The 24,354-nt window shown below is 57.3% G+C and carries 20 protein-coding genes; 8 read left to right on the top strand and 12 right to left on the bottom strand.

The window, feature by feature from the left end:
- Window positions 1-4 precede the first annotated feature (4 nt).
- On the bottom strand, window positions 5-508 hold the full coding sequence (locus tag IE089_RS00485; protein WP_189474181.1) for a disulfide bond formation protein B: 504 nt from the start codon (window positions 506-508) through the stop codon (window positions 5-7).
- Between the two features lie 150 nt (window positions 509-658).
- Here IE089_RS00485 and IE089_RS00480 point away from each other — a divergent pair, with 150 nt between their 5' ends.
- Window positions 659-1,381 (top strand): hypothetical protein, encoded by a 723-nt coding sequence (locus tag IE089_RS00480; RefSeq protein ID WP_189474180.1) that lies wholly within the window; start codon window positions 659-661, stop codon window positions 1,379-1,381.
- 15 nt (window positions 1,382-1,396) lie between these two features.
- Here the strand turns inward: IE089_RS00480 and IE089_RS00475 are convergent, their stop codons facing one another.
- From IE089_RS00475 to IE089_RS00465, 3 genes are all read right to left on the bottom strand, one after another.
- Window positions 1,397-2,554: a glycine cleavage T C-terminal barrel domain-containing protein gene (locus IE089_RS00475; RefSeq protein WP_189474178.1), complete on the bottom strand. Its 1,158-nt coding sequence runs from the start codon at window positions 2,552-2,554 to the stop codon at window positions 1,397-1,399.
- 11 nt (window positions 2,555-2,565) lie between these two features.
- Window positions 2,566-3,381 (bottom strand): methylenetetrahydrofolate reductase, encoded by an 816-nt coding sequence (locus IE089_RS00470; RefSeq protein WP_189474176.1) that lies wholly within the window; start codon window positions 3,379-3,381, stop codon window positions 2,566-2,568.
- A 174-nt stretch (window positions 3,382-3,555) separates the two neighbouring features.
- Window positions 3,556-5,049: a carboxylesterase/lipase family protein gene (locus IE089_RS00465; protein WP_189474174.1), complete on the bottom strand. Its 1,494-nt coding sequence runs from the start codon at window positions 5,047-5,049 to the stop codon at window positions 3,556-3,558.
- A gap of 164 nt (window positions 5,050-5,213) precedes the next feature.
- Between IE089_RS00465 and gcvA the strand changes: the two genes are divergently transcribed.
- The gene (gene gcvA, locus IE089_RS00460; protein WP_189474173.1) at window positions 5,214-6,140 is read left to right on the top strand and encodes a transcriptional regulator GcvA; all 927 of its coding nucleotides are present in this window, start codon (window positions 5,214-5,216) and stop codon (window positions 6,138-6,140) included.
- A gap of 6 nt (window positions 6,141-6,146) precedes the next feature.
- On the opposite strand, the gene IE089_RS00455 is transcribed toward gcvA, so the two are convergent.
- The 3 genes from IE089_RS00455 to IE089_RS00445 all read right to left on the bottom strand — a co-directional run bounded on the left by IE089_RS00455 (window position 6,147) and on the right by IE089_RS00445 (window position 11,886).
- Window positions 6,147-7,745 (bottom strand): tetratricopeptide repeat-containing sulfotransferase family protein, encoded by a 1,599-nt coding sequence (locus IE089_RS00455; RefSeq protein ID WP_229802508.1) that lies wholly within the window; start codon window positions 7,743-7,745, stop codon window positions 6,147-6,149.
- Between the two features lie 137 nt (window positions 7,746-7,882).
- Complete coding sequence (locus IE089_RS00450; protein ID WP_189474169.1) at window positions 7,883-10,093, bottom strand: TonB-dependent receptor; 2,211 nt, start codon at window positions 10,091-10,093, stop codon at window positions 7,883-7,885.
- A 281-nt stretch (window positions 10,094-10,374) separates the two neighbouring features.
- The gene (locus IE089_RS00445; RefSeq protein ID WP_189474167.1) at window positions 10,375-11,886 is read right to left on the bottom strand and encodes a BCCT family transporter; all 1,512 of its coding nucleotides are present in this window, start codon (window positions 11,884-11,886) and stop codon (window positions 10,375-10,377) included.
- A 144-nt stretch (window positions 11,887-12,030) separates the two neighbouring features.
- Between IE089_RS00445 and IE089_RS00440 the strand changes: the two genes are divergently transcribed.
- The 5 genes from IE089_RS00440 (at window position 12,031) to IE089_RS00420 (ending at window position 18,096) form a co-directional block, all read left to right on the top strand.
- Window positions 12,031-13,452 carry an NAD-dependent succinate-semialdehyde dehydrogenase gene (locus IE089_RS00440; protein WP_189474165.1) on the top strand — a complete coding sequence of 474 codons (1,422 nt, stop codon included), beginning with the start codon at window positions 12,031-12,033 and terminating at the stop codon, window positions 13,450-13,452.
- Window positions 13,453-13,490: 38 nt separating this feature from the next.
- Complete coding sequence (locus tag IE089_RS00435) at window positions 13,491-14,807, top strand: O-acetylhomoserine aminocarboxypropyltransferase (protein WP_189474163.1); 1,317 nt, start codon at window positions 13,491-13,493, stop codon at window positions 14,805-14,807.
- The gene (locus IE089_RS00430) at window positions 14,807-15,595 is read left to right on the top strand and encodes an alpha/beta fold hydrolase (RefSeq protein ID WP_189474161.1); all 789 of its coding nucleotides are present in this window, start codon (window positions 14,807-14,809) and stop codon (window positions 15,593-15,595) included. The genes IE089_RS00435 and IE089_RS00430 overlap by 1 nt, the downstream gene beginning before the upstream one ends.
- An 88-nt stretch (window positions 15,596-15,683) precedes the next feature.
- Window positions 15,684-16,694, top strand: coding sequence for a glutaminase A (glsA, locus tag IE089_RS00425; protein ID WP_229802507.1), 1,011 nt, complete (start codon window positions 15,684-15,686; stop codon window positions 16,692-16,694).
- Complete coding sequence (locus tag IE089_RS00420) at window positions 16,687-18,096, top strand: DcaP family trimeric outer membrane transporter (protein ID WP_189474159.1); 1,410 nt, start codon at window positions 16,687-16,689, stop codon at window positions 18,094-18,096. Before glsA ends, IE089_RS00420 begins: the two co-directional genes overlap by 8 nt.
- Window positions 18,097-18,119: 23 nt before the next feature.
- Here the strand turns inward: IE089_RS00420 and IE089_RS00415 are convergent, their stop codons facing one another.
- Genes IE089_RS00415 through IE089_RS00405 form a run of 3 tightly spaced genes read right to left on the bottom strand, consistent with a single transcriptional unit; the run spans window position 18,120 to window position 21,370 of the window.
- The gene (locus IE089_RS00415) at window positions 18,120-19,343 is read right to left on the bottom strand and encodes an acyl-CoA dehydrogenase family protein (protein WP_189474157.1); all 1,224 of its coding nucleotides are present in this window, start codon (window positions 19,341-19,343) and stop codon (window positions 18,120-18,122) included.
- Window positions 19,344-19,353: 10 nt separating this feature from the next.
- A complete protein-coding gene (locus IE089_RS00410; RefSeq protein WP_189474155.1) occupies window positions 19,354-20,301 on the bottom strand; it encodes an NAD(P)H-dependent flavin oxidoreductase in 948 nt (315 codons plus the stop codon).
- 28 nt (window positions 20,302-20,329) lie between these two features.
- Entirely contained in the window at window positions 20,330-21,370 is a 1,041-nt protein-coding gene (locus IE089_RS00405; protein WP_189474153.1) for a glutathione S-transferase N-terminal domain-containing protein, read from the bottom strand.
- A 164-nt stretch (window positions 21,371-21,534) separates the two neighbouring features.
- Between IE089_RS00405 and IE089_RS00400 the strand changes: the two genes are divergently transcribed.
- Complete coding sequence (locus IE089_RS00400) at window positions 21,535-22,164, top strand: hypothetical protein (protein ID WP_189474151.1); 630 nt, start codon at window positions 21,535-21,537, stop codon at window positions 22,162-22,164.
- A 9-nt stretch (window positions 22,165-22,173) separates the two neighbouring features.
- Here IE089_RS00400 and IE089_RS00395 read toward each other — a convergent pair whose 3' ends face one another.
- Window positions 22,174-23,208, bottom strand: coding sequence for a phosphotransferase (locus IE089_RS00395; RefSeq protein WP_189474149.1), 1,035 nt, complete (start codon window positions 23,206-23,208; stop codon window positions 22,174-22,176).
- Between the two features lie 79 nt (window positions 23,209-23,287).
- Complete coding sequence (locus IE089_RS00390; RefSeq protein ID WP_189474147.1) at window positions 23,288-24,289, bottom strand: haloalkane dehalogenase; 1,002 nt, start codon at window positions 24,287-24,289, stop codon at window positions 23,288-23,290.
- Window positions 24,290-24,354 lie beyond the last annotated feature (65 nt).

The following is a 24,354-nucleotide window of genomic DNA, read 5'->3' as shown; positions in this document are numbered from 1 at the left end:
GCGACTAGCGCTGAGAAACCCACAACCAAGCCGTTAGCAACGCCAGCAACCCGACGCCGGCACCGGTAAGCACCAGGCTTTCTGCCATGGAAAGGCCATAGAACATCTCGGGCGTGTATCCGCACAGGTTACGCACTTCAAAGACCTCCGGCATCCACTTATCCAGTGCAAACCAGTTCGGATAGCCCAGGAAAAACTCACAACTGCCCTCACCGCGACCGTTCTCAATGAGGTACAGGTAATACGCGCGCTCGGCCACACCGACCCCGCAGACACACAGCACTACATTGCCTGCTAGCTGCAGCCAGCGGTTCAGTGGCACGGCCGCCATAACCAACGCCAGTAGCGTGAAGGCCGCCACCCACACCCGCACATGCACGCAAACCTGACAGGGCTCGTCTCCCAGCGCATGCTGGTAATACAGCGCTATGCCCAGCAGGGCGACGCCGCCTGCAGCTATGCCCAGCCAGTACATTCGAGAAAGCAGCAGTTGCTTGATTGCCTGCATGGTATCGATCCTGAGTAACACGCGTAACGCGAGTGGAATTCTACCGGTATGCGACAACAGATGCGCGGATAGTTCAATTGTCCGTGCCCATTGACCTACAGTGCATTCCCTCTCTGGGCTAGTGTTGAGTCACACAGTCAGGAACTCTCCATGCAGGCTCAGGAAATTACAGAGCAGGAAGCCGCCAAGGAAGCGCCAGGCACAGCGCTGATACTGGCAGAACTGGCAGCGTCGCATCGTAATGCACATAGGAAGGTGGCCGAGGCAGATACCCGAAAGCACTGGGTGCCCTCCGCAGGCACCTACTGCTACGAGACGCATATCGCCATACCCGCGCAATCGATACCCTCACTGAAGGAAGTTGGCGAGCTGCTGTATGCGCAGGCATCTTTGTCGCATCACCCCTGGTATCCGCAATTCATTGAGGGACTAGGCACAACGGCCACAGCAGAAAGGCATCCATCAACCGATAAGCAGTGCCTGGCATGGGCGGCATTTGATCTGGGTGTTGGCAGTCCTCGACATTACCGTCAGCTGGTATCGAGGCACACACCCACCGCCGACACTGTTGTGGTGGTTGCCCGCTCGATAACAGCAGGCCCGCCGCTACCCGAGACGGCCAAGCTGGCTTACACATTTTCGCCCAACGGAGAGGTGCTGCACTTCGCAAACGGACTGCTGCACTGGCATCACATTTGCTGCACGCCTGGCGCAGGCCTGCTGCCCGGCCCTGCGGATCGGTGGCTGATGAATACGCTCCGCTGGCTCGGCCTTGACCAGGCCGAGCGCCGCACCTACACCAACGAGGCATTGGCCATGTGCGACTGGCTGCAAGCGCCAGATCAGGACTTACCCGCACGGCGCCTTGAATAGCAACATGCTCGAGTTCTAGATGTCAGCCGGAATTTTGCGTTCGGATTCAAACCAGGGCAGCGCGACCACGGTAGCCTGGCGCACACCCTCACCGGGCACTTCAATCTGGACACTAGAACCCGGCGCGGCGTAGCCCGCAGCTACGTTGACCAGCCCAATATTGTGCTCTAAACGGGGCGAAAAGCAGCAGCGCGTAAGGTGGCCCACGACTTCGCCATCCGCCAGCACTCGCCAAAACTCTTCGTTGCCGGCAAGCGCCGCGCCGTCGATGTTTACTCCGACCAGACGACGCTGTGGCCCTTCCTTTGCGATGCGCTGCAGCGCGGACTTACCGATGTAATCATGGGGCTTATCAAGATCCAACAGACGCTCAAGCCCGAGGGTAAAGGGATTGTCGTCCAGCGTGATGTCCGAGCAATACGACAGCAAGCCGCCTTCGATACTGCGCATAGCCGACGGCGTGGCAGGGCTAATGCCAAACTCCTCGCCGGCCGCCATAACCTTATCCCACAGTTCTGTACCCAGCCTATGATCCTGCAGGTACAGCTCATAACCCAGCTCGCCACTCCAACCCGTGCGGCTGAGTACCAACGGAATGCCATCCAGCTCCAGGGTTTTTAAGTGGAAGTAGCCCATTTCGATGGCCACATCGCCGAAGAGCTTTCGCGCCACCTTAGGTGCGAGGGGCCCCTGCAATTGCAATGGAGAGGCATCGGGCTCGTGCACGCGTACGTTCATACCAGAACGTGCAGCAACGCCTTTAATCCACAGCAGCACGTCACCGTCGCCTGGCGACAACCAGAAGCGATCCTCTTCCAGCCTTAACATGACAGCGTCATTAATGATGCCGCCATTGTCATCAGTAAAAACCACATAGCGGCAACGTTCTACGCCACAGGATGCTATGTCGCGTGGGGTTAGCAACTGGGTGAACGCCACCGCGTCGGGGCCTGATACTTCGATCTGGCGTTCGCTGGAAACATCCCACAGCGTCACGCCACCGACGATTGCCCAGTATTCCGCCAAGGGGTCGCCGTAACTGGTGGGCATGTACATGTGATTGTAAATCGTAAAGGACTGAGCTCCAGCCGAACGTGTTGCCTCGTAGAACGGAGACTTGCGTACTCGTGGGCCAATGCTGAGTTGGGGTGAAAGCGTTGCATAGTGTTTCATTATTGTATGTCCTAGGCTGTCTTGGCCTTCAGGTCCTGCAGTAACTGGGTGCGCCAGGCCAACGTCTCCTCCAGTTGATTAAAACTAAACAGGTAGAAGCCACCGATACCCAGGGCCTCATCCTCCAGTGCGGGAGCCACATCCATCAGAATGTCGTCCGGGGTGTAGCGGGAAGCGCCCAGCAGCGCACCGGTCAAGCTCTTTTGCTTGCGCGCGAAGCGCGCCGACTCACCTACACCAATGCGCAGCGCCGTCTTGAACAGCTTTAGCCTGTCCATCACCCCCGGCAATCCAAACCACACTGGTAAGCTCACGCCGGCAGCGCGCATGCCCTTCAGCCAGTCGATCATCAGAGGCACGTTGAAGCACATCTGGGTGACCATGTAGGTCGCCAGAGGCTGCTTATCCAGAAGGGCCTGCTGCAGTGCTTCGTTCGACGCTTCCGGGTGACCCTCCGGATGCGCGGCGATTCCGATGTCCCTGAGCGAGTGACCCAGCTCTGCCACATCACGCAACAACGCCAGAGCACTGTCATAGCTGCCCACGGGCTTGGCCATATCGCCACCGGGCACGAACAGTGTCTCCACACCCTGCTCATGCAATTGATCGAGGACATCTTGCAGATGTGCTTTGTCGCGGACCTGGCGCGCAGCCACGTGTGGAATCAACTCGAGACCGCTGCCATGCAACTGCGTCATCAGGTCCAATGTAGTCTGCAGACCCTTCTTGGGAGAGCAGGTCAAACCAACGTGGGAGCCGGCGGGCAAACTGAGTAGCTGTTCATGAATCTTGGCATCGGGAAACACCTCCAGATAGAGGGAATCCATACACGACAATAACCGGGACATAGTGGACATACGCTCTGGAACGAACGCGGCAATTTTGGAGAAAACGCCCGCGAGAATCACCTGAAATTAATTTCAGGACAATACAGAAATCCTCACCCGTCTAAGCACCAGCCACTTGATTAGAGCTACCGGAGCATGGCTAACGAACGCAGCTTATAGCCGCAGCAATTGGCAGAGCCTGCTGTCCCGGTGAGGAAGCACCGCATCGGTGGTATCTAACCGATACGCCAGCGAGCGCTGATCGAATTCAGGCCACATCAAACCGTCGCCACTGACCGGGTTGGGGTCGCCCTGCGCGGCAAAGTTTAGCCAGGCTCGCATCATCCGTTCAGTGATCGCATGGTCCACCGCACTCGTCGGTAGCCAGCTGTCGTGGGTGTTGAAGACATAGGGTAACTCTGCACCGTGATAGGCACCCATGGTCGCCGCCTGCTCACCGGCGCGTTGGCGTGCAAACAAATACACGTAACTGGCAGCCCCTGCAGCGCGGGTCTGCCGTGCCAGCGCCAGACTAGGGCAGACAAATTGCTGCGCTGTAATCAGCCGGTCTAGTGCACTGCGCTCGTCGGCAAGCGCCGCTTCGCCCAGCTCGTAGCTCAGTGCCGCTATCTGATCAGGCGTAAGCCCACTGTCTTCGAACCATTGAGTCAGGCTGGCGGATTCATCAAGGTACATTTTCCACTCATCGGCATTGCTGCCAATCAGTAGGTCAGGCAGCGGTCCAGCAGATACCAGCCAGTCGGCAACCGGGGCAGTCACTGTGTCGCCATCTACAACGGGATCAAACTCCAGCGCCATCCGCTCAGCGTGTTCCAGCAGCGCCTGGGCACTGACCTGACGCAAGGCAGCCAAGCCCTTACCGCCGGCTAAGTCAGCATCCGCCTGCTCTCCCGTTACCAAGCTTGCGGCCCGCGTCACCCTGCTGTCCATGGCCCAACCTGCACTCTGCACAACGGCACGTTGAAATAGCTCAGGTGACGAATCGCTAGCAATGAGGTGAATGATGTTATTGCCACCGGCGGACTCGCCCACCAGGGTGATGTTGCCGGCATCTCCACCGACCGCACTCACATGTGCCTTCACCCACCTGAGGGCTGCTGCAATATCCAGCAATGCAAAATTTGACTGCTGCAGTTCCGGGTGGCTGAAGAATCCGAATATCCCCAAGCGGTAGGCAACGCTGACAACCACAACACCCTGCGCGGCGAGGTGCTCCCCGTGGTAATTGGGCTCAAAGGAGAAGCCCCCCTTGTTGCTGCCGCCATGGACATACACTATCACCGGCAAACTGCCAGGCTCTGCACCTGCAGGCGCCCAGATATTCAGATAAAGACAGTCCTCGGCGACCGGCGGCTGCAGCACCGTATCGGGATCACCACCAAAGCTTTCAACCACCCCGCGATACCAGTTGGCGATATGCGGTCCCTGATAGCAGGCGGCTGCGAATTGAGTCGCATGCGCCAATACCCTCCCGGCTGTAGGACCGACATCATGAAGCGGGCGCGGCGCCTGCCAACGAAGATCGTCGACTGGCGGCTGGGCAAACGGCACACCGTAAAAGGCTTGAACCTGGTCTGCCTGCAACCACTGTCCCTGATAGTTAACCCCATTTGCGCTCAACACGGGTGGCTGTGCCCAGGCAGGCATTGCGCAAACCAACACAGTAGACACAGCAAAGCGTAAGAATAAGACGACGTTTTTCATGGCGGCACGCAGCGAATGGTAAGCGCGCACTCTACCATCAACTCGCCTATGTTTAAGCGGCTGTAGTCGCTACTATTCGTAATTCTGAAAAACCGTTTGGCCGCATCATGCACCCAGCAAAATCCCGTCGACTTCCCTCGCTCAACGCATTGCGTACCTTTGAGGCCGCAGCCAGACACCTGAGTTTTAAAGCCGCAGCCGAAGAACTCAGCGTCTCTCAGTCAGCCATCAGCCACCAGATAAAGGGACTGGAGGACCAATTGGGCCTGGCCCTATTTGCCCGCCAAGCTCGCGGTATTGAGCTCACTGCGCAGGGGGAGTTGTATTACCCCATCCTGCGAGAAGCCTTTGACCAGATTGCCGAGGGCACCCGCGCCGTCACTAGCAGTTCGCTGGTCTCTATCCTGACGCTGCAGGTGTATTCCACGTTTACCAGCAGGTGGTTGTTACCGCGTCTGGCAAGATTTCAGCAGGAACATACGGACGTTCAAGTACGACTCACCACAGCACAGACCGATGCGAACTTCGACTACGGCGATATTGACGCGGCGATTCTGATCACACAGCCCACGGATGAACGCTTGGACTACGCACACTTATTTAATGTGACGATGACCCCCGTCTGCAGTGCAAGCTACCGAGATACGCATGGACCTTTTGCATCGCCTGCCGATCTGGCGAGTGCGCAGCTGATACAGGTGTACCCGTCTAGAGAGGACTGGCAGGTTTGGCTAGCCGCACATGCCCTACAAGAGATTGACTGCGAAAATGGCTTGCAACTCGAGAGCTATGATCTGGCCCTGGGAAGCGCTGCACAAGGGCTTGGAGTGGCACTGGGTCAGCAACCCTACATTGAACGTGACCTGGCCAGCGGTGCGCTCGTCGAGCTGTTTCCAGATAACGCAATCCCAAACCCGCGCAGCTGGTACCTTGCCTGCCGCAAGGAGCGCCGAGAGCAGCATAAGATCGCGCTGTTTCGGGAGTGGTTACTTAAAGAGGTCGCCAGCGACAGCAGCATCACGACCTCGAGCTAAACGCCGCTACTTTTCTGGGTAACGCTCTAGCACCGGACCCAGCGCCTGCCGCAGTGGGTCCAGCCACCGGGAAAACGGCTCCCACTGCCCCATACCACTGCGGTAGATAGGTTGGCGCACCTGCTCTGAGCTGGCGGTTCGCACCGTGCGCTGCGTTTCATGAAATGCCAGGCACTGCTCCTCAAAGGGAAGGCCGCAGTAATCCAGAAGCCGGCGAACCTGCGCTTCGGTATCGTCTACCATCTTCTCGTATTGAACTCGCAATACACGCCCTGGAAGCACACGATCCCAGTGATCCATCAGATCGACATAATCCCGGTAGTAGTTGCCTATGCGGTCCATGCCATAACTGAAGCCCTGCCCCGAGGCGAACAGCTGCTTATAACCACTAAAGCAGCAATCCATAGGATGGCGACGCGCGTCGATAATCTTGGCGTTAGGTAATATCAGGTGTATCAAGCCGATGTGGCTGAAGTTGTTGGGCATCTTGTCGATGAAGAAAGGCGCATCCGTCATGCGCTGAACGGCGGTGCTACTGATGTAACTCTCGCCCAGCTCTCGTAGCGTTTGCGCGTCCATGTCTGCCAGTGCCGAGGGATACTTAGAGGGGTCGTCTCTGCGTCGCTTACCGGAGATTTTACGTGCCAGTGCGATGATATCGGCCAGCTCTGCAGTGCCTTCCACCTGTGAATGGCTGGCCAATATCTGCTCGATCAGGGTAGACCCGGCGCGCGGCAAGCCCACCACAAAAATGGGGTCGGGGGATTCACAGCCACTGCCACGCTGACGCGCAATCAATGCCTCGTCGAAGAATGCCATCAGTTCGCGAGTATCGTGGTGGAAGGTCTCGGCCTGCCAGGGCACGCTTTTGCCACGCACCTGATTACCTTTCACGTATGCGGCCATGGCCGCTTCATACTCGCCACGGTCCTCGCGCGCCTTACCCAGGGCAAACAACAGGTGATAGTAATCCCGGTAAGGACACTGCTTGTCGCCAAGCAACTGTTCAATGCTCGTTAACTGTGCATCGGTAAAGCGATACGTTTTGAGGTTAGCCAGGCTCCAAAAAGCCTCGCCCGCTCCGTCTATTTGTTCAGCGGCTGCCTCGTAGGCCGCAACCGATTGTTCACTACGGCCCACCGCACGCAAGGCATGACCATAGCTGAGCTGTGCCTGACGAAACTGCGGATAATGCTCCAGTATTGTCTCGAACAGCGGTACAGCCTGAGCGTGCTCATTGATCTCAACCAAACAGGCGGCCTTCAGCGTCAGCCAACCCGGATTGTTAGCCTCCTGCGCCAACAGCTGGTCGAGTTGTGCAATGGCGTCCTCATACCGGTGACGTTTATAGAGCGCATTGGCATAAGCGTAACGGGCAGCGTGATAGTCAGGTGCTAGTTCTACAGCCCGTTGCAGCAGGTTTTCTGCATCCTGCAGGGCGCCCAACTGCAAGCCCAGCTCGCCGAGCAGCCGAATACCGTTCACATCACCCGGGTTCTGCTCTACGTAGCGCCTGAGTATCGGCTCTGCCTTCGCCAGCCTGCCTGCAGCAATGTACTCAGTGGCCTCAATCAATGGCGCCGGAAAATCTTTTCGGGTGGGCACCTTGCGCGGTGCTCTTGGGGAATCAGTCATAAGAAACGTGGTGTTGTGTGGTTTGCCCTGTGCAAACAAAAACGGCGCTCCAGATAGTAACCCAGGAGCGCCGTCTGTGGTCAGCCAGCTGACCTCTTCATTGGCAATCAGTCGAATCGCATGCCGAAGCTCACACCGAAGGTGCGCGGCTGGTTCACTGTGGTCAAGCGACGGATATCCACCGAGTTAATGTACAGCTCGGCCACCTCATCGGTGAGGTTGTCGCCAAACAGCGAGGCATGCCAACCGTCACCTTCTATGGTGAACGACGCGCTCAGCAAACCGTAGCTGTCCATCTCTTCGCGGTTTGCAATGAAGATGTCGTTATACATGCTGTCGGTGTAGGTGTAGTTCAGCTGCACCGCCGACGGCATAGCGCCCAGGTCAAAATTGTAACGTCCAGTCACCGTGAACTTGTTGTCCGGTGTGAAGGGCAGGTCCTGACCGTCTACAGCGTCCGGCTCGGTGTTATCCGACCGCGCAAAGTAGTCATCTGTCAGCTCTGCCTTGTTGTAGGCATAGGCCAGGGTCAACTCAAGGTTGTCCGTCACCAGATACGTGGTGTCGATTTCCACACCGTAGCTCTCTGCAGAACCCACGTTATCCACGAGGCCCAGCAGGGAAATATCCGGGTTGAAGAAACCAATCTGAACGTCATCCCACTCCATGAAGTACAGCGCGCCATTAAAGCGCCAGGCACCGTCCATTAGGGTGCTCTTCCAGCCCAGCTCATAGCTGTCCAGGAAGTCAGGGTCGTAGGTCTCACCCACGCCAGGCGCACGGTTTACACCGCCGGGGCGATAGCCCTCGGCAAAAGTGGCGTACACCATGGTGTCGTCTGACACGTCATAGGACAGGCTAAGTTTGAGGGTGCCATCGTCGCCACTGTACTTGCTGTCGACATTATCCGGGGGGCGCTCAGGTGAGAAGGCGAAACCGCCCTCGGGGAAGAACACTGTTCCCACAAAGCCATCCAGGGTGGTCTCCCCATCAAACCAGCGGTAGCCGACGGTGCCAGTCAACTTATCCGTAAAGCGATAGTTGAGCTCGCCAAAAATGGCGATCTCGCTGTCCTCGCGCACCTGGTCAGTCTGGAAGTACAAGTCATCGATCACTGCAGCGCCGGGATTGATCGGCGGGATAGACCAGCGGCTATCGAAGTCGGTTTCAGTTTCGATGTAGAAAGCGCCAACAATCCAGTCAATCCGGTCAGTACTGGAAGCGAGGCGCAGTTCGTGCGTCTGGCTGGTGATCTCAGACAGGTTGGAATACTGGATACTCGGATCAACACAGGGCCCGAAGTAAGACACGTAACAGGTGTAATAAGGCTCTACAAACCCATCAATGGAGTATGCTGAATAGTCGCTGTAAGTTTCATAGTCACGGTCGAGATACGAGCCAGCGTAGGTCAAGTCGGCAAAGCCCAGATCCCCTTCCAGCGTGAGTGCAAACTGGGTCCACTCATCCTTGGCGTTGTCTTCGAAGAAGCGCGACACTTTGAAATCGCCCAACTCATCGGGATCGTGGTCCCAGATGCCCTCGATGTCATTTTCCTGATAGGTGGCCGCAACGTTAGCTGTCCAACTATCATTGAGATCGACTCGCAGTGCTGCACGCAGGCCCGTTTTCTCGGCCGTATTGAAGTCGTCTTCGCGGTAAGCTTCGTTAGTGCGGGTGATTCCGCTGAGGGGGTAAGTAATGGTGTCTTCCACGGCATCGATATAACCGCCGTCATCATCCCACCAGGCCGTCAGGCGCAGTGCTGCGCGGTCGCCCATGGGCACGTTCACGAAACCCTCGGCCATGTAGCTGTCGCCGCCATCGGAGATCGTCTCTGCCGTTAAATCAAAGCCGGCATCAAAGGCATCGGTGCTGGGCTTGTTGGTAATGATACGCAGAGTTCCCGCCTGGGAGGCAGCACCGAACAGCGTACCCTGCGGTCCCTTCAGCACCTCGATGCGTTCAACGTCATAGATGTGCGGGTCGAGGTTAAAGCCGATAGCCGTTACCGGTTGCTCGTCAAGATAGATCGCTACGGATGGACCCTGAAGCGATTGGTTACCATTGCCGCCTTCGGAGATGCCACGCATAAACAGGCTGGCTTCCCCCGGGCGCCGCTGGGTGAAGGACAGCGAGGGAATCTGCTGCACGTAGTCACCAAAGTCACTGATATTCAGGTTATCCAGCGAGTCCTGGCTCAACACCGATATGCTGATAGGCACATCCTGCAAGTTGGCAGAACGCTTCTGGGCGGTTACCACCACTTCTTCCAACTGCGGTGAGTTTTGAGCGACCGTCGCTTGGCTCAGCGCGAGCATTGCGCCTGCAGAAACGGTAGCGAGTCGTTTGACTTGAGTGGTGATCGGGCGCCTTTTTAGCCCGGTAGTCGCGCACAGCGACCCGGAGACGTCTTGCGGGTGCGGCATGGTTGCCCTCCAGTTCTTCTTAAAATAATAGCGGGCGGATACTTACGTCCGCCCTTTATCAGGCTGCAAGAGTATAATGCCAGTCTAACGAGCGGCAAGCACACACCACAAATGAGCATCATTAATGGCTCCATGAGCAAAACTAAGCGGCTTCTTGCTGATTTTTTGAACGATTAATCCCTGTGTAAGCCGTGGTCACGGCGCAGACTCAGAATCAGCGCAACCGTGGACGCGGCCCCCGTAAACAATATGGGCAGTGACGCAATCAGCACCGAGGTCTGCGCCACTCGCAAACCGCCGATGTACATCAGCGTCAGCGGCAAGATGGCCAGGGCCACCGCCCAAAAACTGCGGTGCCAACGCGCGGGGTCCTCGCTGGGATGTAACTGATGGCTGGCACTGGACGCTAACGTGTAGGACGCTGAATCATAGGTGGTGGCAGCAAAGATGATGCTCACCACACAGAATAGCGCTATCGCGAATGTGGACATCGGTAGTGCCTCAAAGCTGGCAACAATCGCCTGATTACCATCGCTGGCTGCCATCACTGCCAGCACATCCACCTCGCCAGCCAATTGCAGACTCAACGAGAAGTTACCAAGCACCATGTAAAAGAGCGCTCCGCCCAACGTGCCATAGAGCAACATACCCAGAATCACCTGCCGGATGGTACGGCCCCGCGAAATACGAGTGACGAACATACCCACGAATGGACCGTAAGCAATCCACCAAGCCCAGTAAAACACCGTCCAGTCCTCGAAGAAGCCGGAGTCAGTGAACGGGTCCGTCCAGGTGCTCATGGCGACATAGTTCTGAATGACGGTACCCACACCATTCAGTGAGGTCTTGAGGATGAACAAACTGGGCCCTGCAATAAATACAAACGCGAGAAGGAACAGCGCTAGCGCCATATTGACGTCACTGAGGCGTTTGATGCCCCGGTCGAGCCCCATGTAGACACTGACAGCAAAGGTGCAGACACACAGTGCCACCACCCCTGCCTCCAGACCAAAACCCATCTCAAGTCCCGTCAGCCGCGATATCAGCGTCGCAATCAGCGGCGTTGAGAACCCAAGCGAAGAGCCCGCGCCACCGATCAGTGCAATCATGAACAGAAAATCTATGGCTCGCGCCGGCGCGCTTTCTTCTTTACCAGCCAGCCAATAGTGACAACCCAGGCTGTACTTCAGTACGGGAACGCCCTTGGCATAGAACGGGTAAGCGATGGCCAGTGTTGGCAGGCAGTAGAAGGCCCACGCCGTGAAACCCCAGTGAAAGAGACCGTAAGACGAAGCCCACTTGGCCGCCTCCAGGGACCGCGGCTCGACATTGAACGGCGGCGCATCGTAGTAGGATGCCCACTCAATCACCGACCAATACATCAGGCCCGCACCGACGCCGGCGCAAAACAGCATGGCAATCCAGCTGTAGGTGCTGTACTCGGGTTGCTCGCCCTCTTTTCCCAGCACCACGCGACCATAAGGTCCAAAGGCCAGCCAGAGAAGAACCACCAAGGCAGCGATCCCAGCGAGCGCGTAAAGCCACCCGAAGTTGGCCGCTACCAAAGCATAAGTTTGCTGCACCGCAGCGGCACCGGCTTCGGGGTTGAGAATGAGCGGGACGGACACCAGGGCGATGACCAAAAGCGTGGCACCGAAATTGGTGCGATCCAGGTTGGCGTCCAAGAAACAGCCTTTATTTTTAGAATTCGCAAGCATCATGCTACCCTTGCCGCCGCTCTGCAAGTGACTGCCAGAGTTGAGTTTTTCTGCAGAGTTATTGAGTTTTTTTATCCCCCAACGGCAAGCGTTTGGGTTCAGGAGTTAACCATGTACATCGACGGTCAGTGGCTGAGCGACGGCCCCAGTTTTCCTGTTTACAATCCCGCTACCGGTGAACACCTGGGCGACGTGCTGGACGGCACACGCGAGCACGCCGCCAGCGCCATCGCGGCAGCAGATAAGGCAATGAAAGAGTGGGCAGCCAAGAGTGCCTATGAGCGTTCGGCGCTGCTATACAAAGCGCATGAGCTCATGATGGCCCAGCGGCCGGCATTGGCTGAACTGATGACGCAGGAGCAGGGTAAGCCCCTCAAAGCCTCACTCAATGAAGTGAAGTACGCCGCCGACTTTCTGTTGTGGTTCGCCGAAGAAGCCAAACGGGTGTACGGGGAAACCATTCCCTCGGCGCGAAGCGACCAGCGCTTTCTGGTGCACAAGCAGCCCGTGGGCGTCGTTGCTGCTGTCACACCCTGGAACTATCCGATTTCCATGCTCACCCGGAAACTGGCGCCCGCACTGGCGGCAGGCTGTACCGTTGTGCTCAAGCCCGCTGAATCCACTCCCCTGTGCGCCAAAGCCGTCTTCCAGATACTACATGAGGCTGGCGTGCCGGCCGGTGTGGCGAATATGGTAACCGCCAGTGACCCCAAACCCATCGGCGAAGAGTTCTGTACTAACCAACTGGTGCGCAAACTGACCTTTACGGGCTCAACCGCTGTCGGCAAGCACCTGGCGCAGGCCGCGGCCCCCCAGCTCAAGCGCGTGTCGATGGAGTTGGGCGGACATGCGCCCTTTATCGTGTTTGACGATGCGGACCCGGTGCACGCTGCCAAGGGTGTATCTCTGGTGAAGTTCCTCAACACGGGGCAGGCCTGTATCAGCCCCAACCGCATCTTTGTACAGCGCAGCATTTTGGAACCCTTTCTGGAGACACTGGCGGCGCGCGTTGGCAAGCTGCTGGCAGGTAACGGTATGGATCCGGCCAACGCTATCGGTCCACTCATTAATGAAGCCGCCATCAGCAAAGTCGATCGGCAGGTCCGCGACGCCCTCGACAAAGGGGCCACTCTACATACGGGGGGCAGCAGGCTCACCGATAACGGTCTCGACAAGGGCTGCTTTTACGGCGCCACCTTAATTAGCAATGTGGCTCCCGACATGCTGATCTACCGGGAAGAAACCTTTGGCCCCGTCGCAGCAGTCGTGCCCTTTGACGATGAGGACGACGTTGTGGCTATGGCCAATGACACGGATTACGGCCTGGCCGCCTATATCTACACGCAGAACCTGTCACGCGCGATGCGCACTTTCGAACAGCTGAACTTCGGAATCATCGGCATTAACGATATCAACCCCACCAGCGCTGCTGCCCCCTTTGGCGGCATGAAAGAAAGCGGGCTGGGGCGCGAAGGCGCGCGCGAGGGCATTGACGAGTATCTAGAAACCAAGCTCGGCGGCTTTAGTATCTAGGGCTAAAGCTTCTTTTTATACACGCCAAGGAGATCACTATGGCAGGACCCGATTACCCCGGCCTGGACACCATGGCCCTGCACGCGGGCGCACAACCGGACCCAACCACCGGTGCACGGGCGACGCCCATTTATCAATCAGCCTCGTTTTGCTTCCCGGATTCAGACTACGCGGCTTCGCTATTCAACATTGAACGCGCCGGTCACGTTTATTCGAGACTGAGTAATCCTACCAATGCCGTACTGGAGGAGCGCATTGCAGCACTGGAAGGTGGCGTGGGGGCCATCGCGACCGCCAGCGGCCAGGCTGCCCTGCACCTGGCGATCATCACATTGATGGGAGCCGGCTCACACATTGTCGCATCGGCAGCGCTCTACGGCGGCTCACACAACCTGCTGGCCTATACGTTGCCGAGATTCGGCATTGAAACGACGTTTGTGGATGCCCGTGATCCAAAGGCTTTCGCTGAAGCCATTCAGGATAATACGCGCCTCGTGTTTGCCGAGACCCTGGGCAATCCGGGACTCGATGTATTAAACATCCCTGCGGTCGCAGATGTGGCCCATGCGGCGGGCTTGCCGCTGATGGTGGATTCCACCTTCACCACGCCCTATCTGATTAAGCCCTTCGATCTGGGTGCCGATATCATCCAGCACTCCGCCACCAAGTTCCTCAGTGGTCATGGCGTCGTTATCGGCGGCTTACTGGTCGACGGCGGCCGTTTCGACTGGGATGCGTCGGGCAAGTTCCCTACGCTCTCCGAGCCCTATGCCGGCTTTCATAATCTGGTATTCACCGAAGAATTCGGTCCCGCCGCCTTCATTACCCGCGCTCGCAAGGAAGGCCTGCGAGACTTTGGTGCCTGCATGAGCCCGACCTCAGCTTTCCATATTCTGCAGGGGATGGAGACGCTGGGCATGCGGATGAGTCGGCATGTGGAGAACACCCGGGCAGTCGTCGACTTCCTGTTGTCACAGGACGTCGTCGAGCGAGTGGGCTACCCGGAGTTGGACGGGCATCCCGACAAGGCGCTAGCGGCCGAACTGCTACCTAGAGGCTGCGGTGCTGTTTTCAGCTTCGATCTTGCGGGCGGCCGCGAGGCCGGCATCGCCTTCGTTGATGCACTGGATCTTTTCTCGCATCTGGCGAACGTGGGCGACGCCAAGTCGCTGGTTATTCATCCCGCCAGTACGACTCACCACCGCATGGACGCTGAGGCCCTTGCAGCGGGTGGCATCGGCGAGGGCACTATTCGCCTGTCGGTGGGTCTCGAGGATGCCAAGGATCTGATCGCCGACCTCAAGCAGGGGCTGCGAGCAGCTGGCAAAGTGATCGCCAAAAAAGGAGCTGCCTGATGCATTTTACCGTTAACGGCAACAGCAGCTATTGCTACACCAACTCGCGGGCAATAGACCCCGGCAAACCCAGCATCGTGTTCATTCATGGCTCGGGCATGGACCACACGGTATTCACGCTGGCCGCACGCCACTTCGCGCGCCATGGCAACAACGTGATTGCCGTGGATCTGCCCGGGCATGGTCGCTCGGAGGGTGAGCCCTTAACCGCTATTGAGTCCATGGCTGACTGGATCGTCGCGGCACTGGATGCGCTGGCGGTCGAACAGGCCGCACTGGTCGGCCATAGCCTGGGAAGCCTAGTCGCCATGGACTGTGCCGCCCGCCACCCAACACGTGTGCACGCACTGGCGATGGTAGGCACAACCGCACCCATGCCCGTGTCCGACGCCATTTTGAATGCCGCGGAAGCCAATGATCACGCCGCCTTCGATATGCTCACCCAGTGGGGCTACAGCAAGCGCCATCAGTATGGCGGCAATCGCAATTCAGGGATGTGGATGATTGGTAGCACGCTGCGCCTGTTCGAACGCTCACGCCCCGGTGTTCTTTTTGCCGACATGAGCGCCTGCAACAACTACAGCGCCGGGGTTGAACGGGCGGCGCAGGTTGGCTGTCCGGTGCAGCTGATACTCGGCGCCGAGGACAGGCTCACGCCAGTACGCAGCACACAACCTTTGCAAGCCGCGTTCATCTCACCACAGGTGACCGTGCTTGACGGCGCTGGCCACACCATTATGGTCGAGGCGCCGAACGCCTTGCTGGACGCCTTACACGAAGTACTTTAACGCACCACCGAAAGCCGCATCACTTGGCAATCCACAGTTTTGTGCTACGTTTCACTGCAACATAAAAAGCACAGATGGGAGATTGTCAGTGATAACTAAGAACCAAGGGTGGGCCATCGTTTTTGCCACCGTACTCTCGCTCTCACCGATCGGCGCGTTCGCGGACCATACAGACCTGCAGTCTCTGGTCGACGAGGCGCATGCGCTCTACAAAGATAACGACGATGGAGCAAACGCCGACTACATCCCCGTGCTGGCAGAGGTGGATTCTTCCCTGTTTGGTGTAGTGATAATTACCGCCAGCGGCGAAACGTTTGCTGCGGGTGACGTTGATCACCGCTTCTCGATTCAGTCAGTGGCCAAACCCTTCACTGCCGCACTGGTCATGGAGCAACAGGGCGTTGACGCGATTCGCGACAAAATCGGTGTAGAACCCACAGGCATGCCCTTCAACTCCATTGTGGCCATTGAGTTGAACGACCAACGGTCGCGTAATCCTCTAGTTAATGCGGGCGCAATTGCAGCTGTGAGCATGATTGAGGCAAAAGATGCTGACGCACGATGGGCGTTTATTCAAGACGGGTTCAGTGGCTTTGCCGCGGAGCGTCTGGAGATTCTCGATGACATCTACCAGTCAGAGTCCGAAACCAATTATCGTAACCGGGCAATAGCCAACCTGCTGTACAACTACGAACGGCTGTATGCCGATCCCACCGAGGCCAATGAGGTTTATACCAAACAGGGTTCACTGGGCGTCACGGCTAAACAGCTGGCCATGATGGGTGCAACGCTGGCGAACTGGGGCGTAAATCCAAAGACAGGTGAAAGACTTATTCAGAAGAACTACGTTGATGAAGTACTGGCTCTGATGATGATGGCAGGCTTCTACGATGAGGTCGGGATTTGGGCTTACCAGGCAGGTCTACCCGCGAAAACCGGCGTGGGCGGCGGCATTGTTGCTGTTGTGCCCGGCGAAATGGCCATTGTGGGTTTCTCGCCCCGATTGAATGAAGCCGGCAACTCAGTGCGCTCGCTACTGGCCATCGAGCACATCGCCAACGAGCTGGATCTCAGCTTATTCAAGGGTCCCCATGAATAATCGATTCCGAGCGGCGGGGTTCGCAAGCCTTTTAATGCTGACAAGCCAGCCACTGCTGGCCCAGCCCGAGGGAGAGCGCATTGAGGAATTGGAACAGCGCCTCAACCAGCAACAGCAACTGATCGTAGAACAGCAGCGTGTGCTGCAGGAGTTGCGTGGTGAGCTAGATGCTTTGAAGCAACAGCAGTCGAACGAGTCTGCCATCCAAACCGACGTACTGATCGTTGAAAACGATACTGCGGTGGTTGTCGAACCCCAACCCGTCCAGAGGAGCTGGACAGAGAACATCGAAATCTACGGCTTCGCCATGGCAGACATGATCTATGACGCGAAACGGGTGGACCCGGATTGGGAAGACACCCTGCGCGTATCGACCATTCCCACCGCAGACGGCCAGTTTGGCCCGGATGGCAACTTTGTATTCAGCGTACGCCAATCCCGGCTGGGTATAAAAAGCTCGTGGGACACCTCTTTTGGCGAAGTTACTGCCTTGCTGGAAAGCGAGTTGTTTGGCGTTGGTGAGGATGCCGGTCAAACAACTCCCAGGTTGCGTCATGCCTGGGCCACAGTCGGCAACTTTGGAATGGGGCAATACTGGTCCAACTTCATGGACGCGGATGTATTCCCCAATACCATCGATTACTGGGGTCCAACTGGGATGGTGTTCTACCGTAATAAACAGGCGAGATACACGATCCCACTAGACAATGGCGAGTTCGCAATTGCATTAGAAGATCCTGATACAGCGTTGGATGTTGGTAAGTTTCGCGACGAGTGTATCGATCCAGTGGGTGAGAGCTGCGAATCGACATTTGGAGACGTATTCAATCGCTGGAACAATGTACCTGATGTATCTATTCGGTATCGGGCTGAAACCGATTGGGGACACTGGCAATTAGCGGGAATAGGTAGAAAGCTGGGATTCGAGCGCCGTGACACCCAAGACCGAGATTATGAGCTAGGCTGGGGGCTGAACGCCAGCACGGTAGTGCGGACCACAGAACGTGATCAGTTAAAACTGCAGCTCGTTTACGGCGAGGGAATCGGCAACTACCTCAACGATGGAGGAGTCGACCTAGCACCCCGTCTTGCCACTGTCGAAGGTAACGAGGCAGTGGCGGTCCCGCTTCTGGGCATAGTGGCCTACTATGACCACTATTGGAACGACAAGTGGTCCAGCTCTGTAGGATGGAGTACTACGCGGCTAGACACCACAGCGGGACAGGCAGACAACGAGTTCAAAAATGGCCAGATCGCGCAGATCAACTTACTGCACTACCCAACAGAGGGCGTCTTGATGGGCGGCGAACTTATATGGGGTGAACGTGAGGATATCGATGGGGCAAGTTTCTCCGACGTGCGCGCCCAATTCTCGGTTAAAGTCAACTTCCCGCGACCATAAGCTGCGTTTGCGACAGCATGATCTCAACGGCTAATGCCGTTGAGATCGCGTGCAGTGAGCTTCCCTAGCTGCGACATGTGCACCTCATCAGGGCCATCGGCAATACGCGAGAAACGCGCCAAAGCAAACACGTGAGGAATCAGGGTGTCCTGTGAGACGCCGGCGCCACCAAACACTTGCATAGCCCTGTCGGCCACCTGCTGTGCCATGTTGGGCGCAACAATCTTCACCATCGAAATGTATGGAATCGCCGCTTTCATACCCTGAGTATCCATCACGTGAGCCGCCTGAAGGGTCAACAAGCGTGCCTGCTCAATGTCGCAACGACAACGGGCGATTTCGTGCTGAACACTGGTTTTCTTGATCAGCTTCTCACCGAAAGCCACACGCTCATCTGCTCGAGCGCACATCAGCTCCAAACAGCGCTGGGCAAGGCCCACCAGACCCATGGCGTACTGGAAGCGACCGGGACCGAGACGGCCTTGCGCAATCTCGAAGCCACATCCCTCACCTTTGATCATATTGCTGGCGGGAACGCGCACGTCGTCAAACAGCAATTCAGCTTCACCGCCGGGTGAGTGCAGACTGTCGAAAACACGAAGAGTACGGACCAGTTTAATTCCAGGAGTATCCCGGGGCACCAGAATCGTAGAGTGCTGGCGGTGCCGCTCCGCATCAGGATTGGACTTCCCCATGACCAACATGATCTTGCAGCGGGGGCTAACTGCGCCGGTGGTCCACCACTTGCGACCATTGAGCACGTATTCGTCACCGTCGCGGCGAATCTCCAGCTCCATGTTGGTGGCATCAGAGGAGGCTACCTGCGGCTCAGTCATCGCATAGGCACTGCGAATCTCACCGGCCAACAGCGGGTTTAACCACTGCTCCTGCTGTTCTTCGGTACCGTACTTGGCCAGCACCTCCATATTGCCACGGTCAGGTGCGTTGCAATTAAACACCGCCTGCGCCCAGGTAACCTTACTCATCGTTTCGAACAGCGGCGCGATCTCTACATTGGTCAGACCGGGACTCCAGGGCGCGTACTCATGGGGCAGAAACAGGTTCCAGAGCCCGGCTTCCCTGGCTTTCTCGCGGATACCGTCGTACCAGGGTGGCACCTGCCAGAGGTTATCCTGATCCAGACACCACTCATCCCAATCGTGCTCCCGCGGATAGATATGCTCTTCCATAAACGCCTGCAACCTGGCGTTTAGCTCCACTACCTTTTCACTGGCTTCAAATCCCATGATCAATCTCTCACTGGTTGTACGCTTGGGTGAGTCCGCTCACCGCTTCATAAAATCCGCTCACCGTCTCGTGAACAATCGCTTCTGCACTTTTCACTTCATCTATGCGACCCACAACCTGGCCGGACAAAGGGATAGCCGCTTCCATGTCTCCGCCAAAGTAAAGCTCCGGAATACCCGCGAGGTGCTCCATGGCATTAAAGGCCCCCAGGGGCAATAACTCGGCGGTGCGTTCAGTGCGCAGTGCACGCAGCGCCGGGCGAGACTGCTGATTGAGAAACACTGTATCGGTCTCTTTGGCGTTAACCACCGCCCGCTTCCAGTTGTCGTGGACTGGTGAATCAGCGCAGCTGAGCATCCGGGTTCCCATTTGCACACCCTCGGCGCCCATGGCAAACGCACCCGCCATCGACAGACCATCACACATGCCTCCAGCGGCAATGATGGGTAGGTCTGTGCGCGAGCGAATCAGGGGCAGCAACACCATGCTGGATACCGGGCTGGGGTTCTTGAAACCCCCACCCTCACCGCCTTCGACCACCAGGCCATCAACACCGCAGTCAATTGCCTTCAGGGCCATATCCAGCGTCGGCACGACATGAAACACTTTGATGCCCGCCTCTTGGAAAGCCTGAGTGCAAACACTGGGGCTACCCGAGGAGGTGGTGACAAACTTAATGTTCTGCTTGATCACAAAATCGACGATGTCTGTCCCTTTTACATAGGACAACGCAACGTTCATACCAAAGGGTTGGTCAGTGAGATCGCGCATTTTCGCCACCTCATTGCGGATATTGTCGAACTCGCCGGAGGCGGTTTCGATCACACCCAATCCACCCGCGTTGCTGACGGCAGAGGCCAGCTGTGCTCGGGCAATCCATCCCATAGGAGCTTGGATAATCGGGTAATCCGTGCCGGTCATGGCCGTCACACGGTTTTTGATAGGTGCAGGTTTCAAGTTGTTACTCCCAGAAGTCGTTGGTCAATCAATCAGCGCTCAGCATAGCTTCCACGCCGGTGCCCGCCAGTACTGCATCGACGCGCTCGCGATCAGCAGTGGACAGGGCCTGATAACGTTCGTTGGTCCATCGCAGGCATTTGCCCTGGTAAGGAAATGCCGGCTGCGTCCAGGGCTGCCCGTCGATCTCGGCGTCCCAGCTTTTCTCACCGGCGGCCAGCGCCTTGGCATTCGCCAACTGTGCGGGCACATACACTCTGCCGATCTCTGCCAACAAGCCTTTCAGCGAATCCGGCTGCTCTTCCAGTGCGATCCAGTCGCTGTCAGTAGGTTCCAGGCCGCTCAAGTCACGAACCAGGTCTACCCAGGCCACCGTTCTCGGCGATATCTCGTGGGCAATGGCCCTGGGTGTTGGATCAAAACCCACCAGCTGCGTTAGTTGTCCGAACAAGCCGAAGTCGCTACTCCCCGGCCGCCGCCCAAGCATGAAAGGCTGCTGCGACAAATGCGTTTCCATGGCGCTAAGAAAGCGACGATAACTTGCATCAATTACGGGCGCCGTCGTGTCGTTCGATCCGACCACATAGAGACGGCTTACCTGGCGTTCAGTAAAGAACGCCTTGAAATGCTGCCAGTCCTTATCGGCCAAGGTGACATCCATGCCCACAGGCAATATCGAGCCGGCGTTGTCCGCATCCGCCTCGGGATACCAACGGTAATGGAACATGTACTTGGTGACCCACTCGTCGGCAAAATCCTCGAGCAAGAAATCAATGAAAGCCAAAGCAGGGTCCGATGGCAGCACTTTGCGCTCTGGGTAGAGGGCATCCAGATCGGCAATGATGGGCGTGGAGTCGCAGCGGGCCTTTGTGTCGCCATCTTCCTCATACAGAAAGGTGGGAAGAAGCACAGGGCGCGGCGCTTCAATGCCGTTCGCTTCCAGATACTGCCGCACATCAGTCCAGGTAACCTTGTAAGGCAAGCGGCGATACCGCAGCAGCGACACCATCTTTTGGGTGTAGGGCGAGGGCGTATTACCCAATAAATGAATCCTGTCCTGCACGACCATGGGTGGTGCTCCTGTTTGTGATACGAAGGGTTAACGGCACGCCGACTCTGCGACTGGACCAGCGCACTCGGTTTATATTGACATATTTACTGCCATTATGACACGCTGAAGTCGCACAGTAGCGCTCCCAGCGCCAAAAAATACTTCTGGATGACAAACACACCATGTCAAAACGCACCTTGCTCTGGCTTCTCCCGGCGTTGCTCTACAGCGCTTTCACCCTGTGGTACACCAATCTTGAGGGCCCGCTGACCAGCGAGGAGATCGATGCCTTCGTTGCGCGCATGGAAGCGAATAACAGCGACCCGGAATCCATTGAGATGATCAAGGCATTCGCGGAGGGAGACACGGGACGCCAGTTTCTGATGTTGAACGCTATCGATCTCAACGAGAATCCGGGCCCCGTCGAGGGAGCAAATGCAGGCGAGGATGGCGCGGCGCTGATGGGTCGATACATGGAGTTCATGTTCCCCGCTCTTTTAGCGCGGGGGTGCCATCCCACGTTTATGGGCAATGCCGTATTCGGTGCGATTGATGTGGTCGGCATCGAAGGCGCACAGCACTGGGATCAGGGTGCGTTGTTCAGGTATCGCAGCCGTCGAGACATGATTGAAATAGTGACCAACCCGGCATTTGCAGGCCGGCATCACTTCAAGACTGCAGCGCTCACCAAAACCATCGCTTACCCGATTGAGCCCATGCTCTACCTCAGCGACCCCAGGTTGCTTTTGGCGCTATTGCTGCTGGCCATGTGCGGCCTGCTGGATGCCCTGCTGTTCAGACGCAGGGCATGATCCAGGCGCCTAGCTAACGATATCCAATGCGGCCTGCGCCAGCGGCGGTACCATCGCCCCCACCGTGTGAGCCTGAGTGTTTGAAGCGTTGCCGTCGGCTGCGCGCTTGGCGACACCCTGGGCAATCGCCGCAAGCCGGAAAAAGCTGAACGCAAGATAAAAGCCCCAGTTATCGATCCCGGCTATGCCTCGGGCTTCACAGTAATGCGCAACGTATTCGTCCTCGCTGGGCAAGCCCAGCGCACCCAGATCTAGCCCGGCAAGCCCCGCTGGCGCCATCCCTGGTGCATCGCTGGCTGGCAACCTCAAGGCCATGCACTGATAGGCTAAATCTGCCAGTGGATGGCCCAGGGTAGATAGCTCCCAGTCCAACACCGCCATGACTTGAGCGTTATCGGCAGTGAACATCAGGTTGTCGATACGAAAATCGCCGTGCACCAGTGACACCGTGCCATCATCGGGGGGTAAATGCTCTCCCAACCAAGCAATCAGCGTATCCATTTCCGGAACCGTTGTTAGCTCTGAGGCGCGGTACTGCTTGGTCCAACGGCTGAGTTGACGCTCAAAGTAGTTGCCGGGGCGACCATAGTCGCCAAGACCCACCGCGTTGACATCAACGGAGTGGATAGTCGCCAGGGTTCGAACCATTTCACGGTACATGGCCGTGCGCTGCGCTGGGCTTGGTGCATCGGGTAGCGCGGGATTCCAATGCACCACGCCGTCACAGTACTCCATGAGATAGAACATAGAGCCTATGACATCAGGGTCCTCACACAAGGTGTGTACCTTGGCAACCGGCACGGGCGTGTCTGCCAGCGCCGCCAGCACTCGGTACTCACGGTCCACGGCATGCGCGGATTTCAGCAACTTACCCGGCGGCTGACGCCTTAATACATAGGTGCCCGAATCCGCATCGATGCGGAATGTGGGGTTTGATTGACCGCCGGCGAATTTGGTGGCGATGAGTGGCCCACTGAAACCGGGCACCTGTGCCTGCAGGTACTGGGCAAGTGCGGTTTCGTCGAGTGTATCAACCTGTGACATCAGAAATTATTCCTAGCCGAAGAGAGACGGCGCCAATAAGCGCGGCGGGATTGCAAAAATAACGAAGTGTAGACGCGGCTTAATCGTAGAGGCCAGTGATATCCAATATTGCCTGCACGCATTGCTCGGGCTGTTCCTGCTGCACAAAATGGCCGGCGGGCCCAATGGTGCGATGGGCAATGCCCTCACAACCGGGAACGGCCTTGAGGAAGGCTGCATCGCCCCCGGCAGTCACCGGGTCATCGTCGGAGAAGGCGAGCATAAACGGCTTATCAAAGTTGGCCAGTACTTTCCAGGCTGCCTTATTCTCCTGCACCTCGGCTTCGTCCTGTAGCAAAGGTATCAGTCGGGGAAATTTGCGGGCACCGGATAAGTAAGTCGCATCGGGAAACGGCACACTGAAACCGTCCATTTCGTCCACGATACTCTCAGGCGCATCGAAGGCTCGGAACAGGTGCCCCACATCAGCAAGCTCCTCGCTCAGTTCGCAGTACTTACGCCAATAGAAGATTCCGGGAATGCCACTGGTGTCCCTGAAGCGCTCTCCCAGCTCGGTGGTCTTTACAACGGGCAGCGAGGCATAGGCATCACGGATCGCCTGGCTGAACTCCTCAGGGATGACACCTGCAGGTAGGCCGCCGTTGGAAAGCACAACGCCCGCAAAGCGCTCGGGAAACGCAGCCACCAGGCGAAGCCCGATCAGGCTGCCCCAGTCCTGGAAAAACACAGTGATACCGGTGAGATCCAGCTGCGTCAGCCAGTCGCTCATCCAGGCGACATGCCGTGCGTAGGTATAGTCTTCCTCCTGTGTGGGCTTATCCGATCGGCCAAAACCGATGAGGTCCGGCGCAATGACACGGAAGCCGTTTTCCAGCAGCGCAGGCATCATATGCCGGTAGAGGTAGCTCCAGGCGGGCTGCCCATGCATGAGTAATACCACGGGCGCATCGGCAGGACCCTCGTCGATATACGCCAGGCGCAGGCTACCGCCCTCAGTATCGTCCACCTGCAGGTAGTGAGGTTCGTAGGGAAAATTTGCGAGATTCTCAAAGCACGCGTCGGGGGTCCGCTTAAATTCCATGATTGCAGCTCCAAAAGCATTCATTAGTTATCCGCACGGGGGCCATTGCCCGTTTAGGGCAGCGG

The organism is Parahalioglobus pacificus (genome assembly GCF_014652275.1).
GTDB classification, from domain to species: domain Bacteria; phylum Pseudomonadota; class Gammaproteobacteria; order Pseudomonadales; family Halieaceae; genus Parahalioglobus; species Parahalioglobus pacificus.
The sequence above is the reverse complement of the archived record's forward strand: the minus strand, read 5'-3'. Positions and strand labels throughout refer to the sequence as shown.

What these genes read in the sequence shown, in the direction of transcription:
- IE089_RS00440 (WP_189474165.1), top strand. Translation starts at nt 12,031, where the DNA reads ATGTACATCGACGGTCAGTGGCTGAGCGACGGCCCCAGTTTTCCTGTT.
- IE089_RS00390 (WP_189474147.1), bottom strand. Translation starts at nt 24,289, where the DNA reads ATGGAATTTAAGCGGACCCCCGACGCGTGCTTTGAGAATCTCGCAAAT.
- IE089_RS00480 (WP_189474180.1), top strand. Translation starts at nt 659, where the DNA reads ATGCAGGCTCAGGAAATTACAGAGCAGGAAGCCGCCAAGGAAGCGCCA.
- IE089_RS00470 (WP_189474176.1), bottom strand. Translation starts at nt 3,381, where the DNA reads ATGGATTCCCTCTATCTGGAGGTGTTTCCCGATGCCAAGATTCATGAA.
- IE089_RS00435 (WP_189474163.1), top strand. Translation starts at nt 13,491, where the DNA reads ATGGCAGGACCCGATTACCCCGGCCTGGACACCATGGCCCTGCACGCG.
- gcvA (WP_189474173.1), top strand. Translation starts at nt 5,214, where the DNA reads ATGCACCCAGCAAAATCCCGTCGACTTCCCTCGCTCAACGCATTGCGT.
- IE089_RS00400 (WP_189474151.1), top strand. Translation starts at nt 21,535, where the DNA reads ATGTCAAAACGCACCTTGCTCTGGCTTCTCCCGGCGTTGCTCTACAGC.
- IE089_RS00420 (WP_189474159.1), top strand. Translation starts at nt 16,687, where the DNA reads ATGAATAATCGATTCCGAGCGGCGGGGTTCGCAAGCCTTTTAATGCTG.
- IE089_RS00415 (WP_189474157.1), bottom strand. Translation starts at nt 19,343, where the DNA reads ATGGGATTTGAAGCCAGTGAAAAGGTAGTGGAGCTAAACGCCAGGTTG.
- IE089_RS00395 (WP_189474149.1), bottom strand. Translation starts at nt 23,208, where the DNA reads ATGTCACAGGTTGATACACTCGACGAAACCGCACTTGCCCAGTACCTG.
- IE089_RS00430 (WP_189474161.1), top strand. Translation starts at nt 14,807, where the DNA reads ATGCATTTTACCGTTAACGGCAACAGCAGCTATTGCTACACCAACTCG.
- IE089_RS00405 (WP_189474153.1), bottom strand. Translation starts at nt 21,370, where the DNA reads ATGGTCGTGCAGGACAGGATTCATTTATTGGGTAATACGCCCTCGCCC.
- IE089_RS00475 (WP_189474178.1), bottom strand. Translation starts at nt 2,554, where the DNA reads ATGAAACACTATGCAACGCTTTCACCCCAACTCAGCATTGGCCCACGA.
- IE089_RS00465 (WP_189474174.1), bottom strand. Translation starts at nt 5,049, where the DNA reads ATGCCTGCCTGGGCACAGCCACCCGTGTTGAGCGCAAATGGGGTTAAC.
- IE089_RS00485 (WP_189474181.1), bottom strand. Translation starts at nt 508, where the DNA reads ATGCAGGCAATCAAGCAACTGCTGCTTTCTCGAATGTACTGGCTGGGC.
- IE089_RS00450 (WP_189474169.1), bottom strand. Translation starts at nt 10,093, where the DNA reads ATGCTCGCGCTGAGCCAAGCGACGGTCGCTCAAAACTCACCGCAGTTG.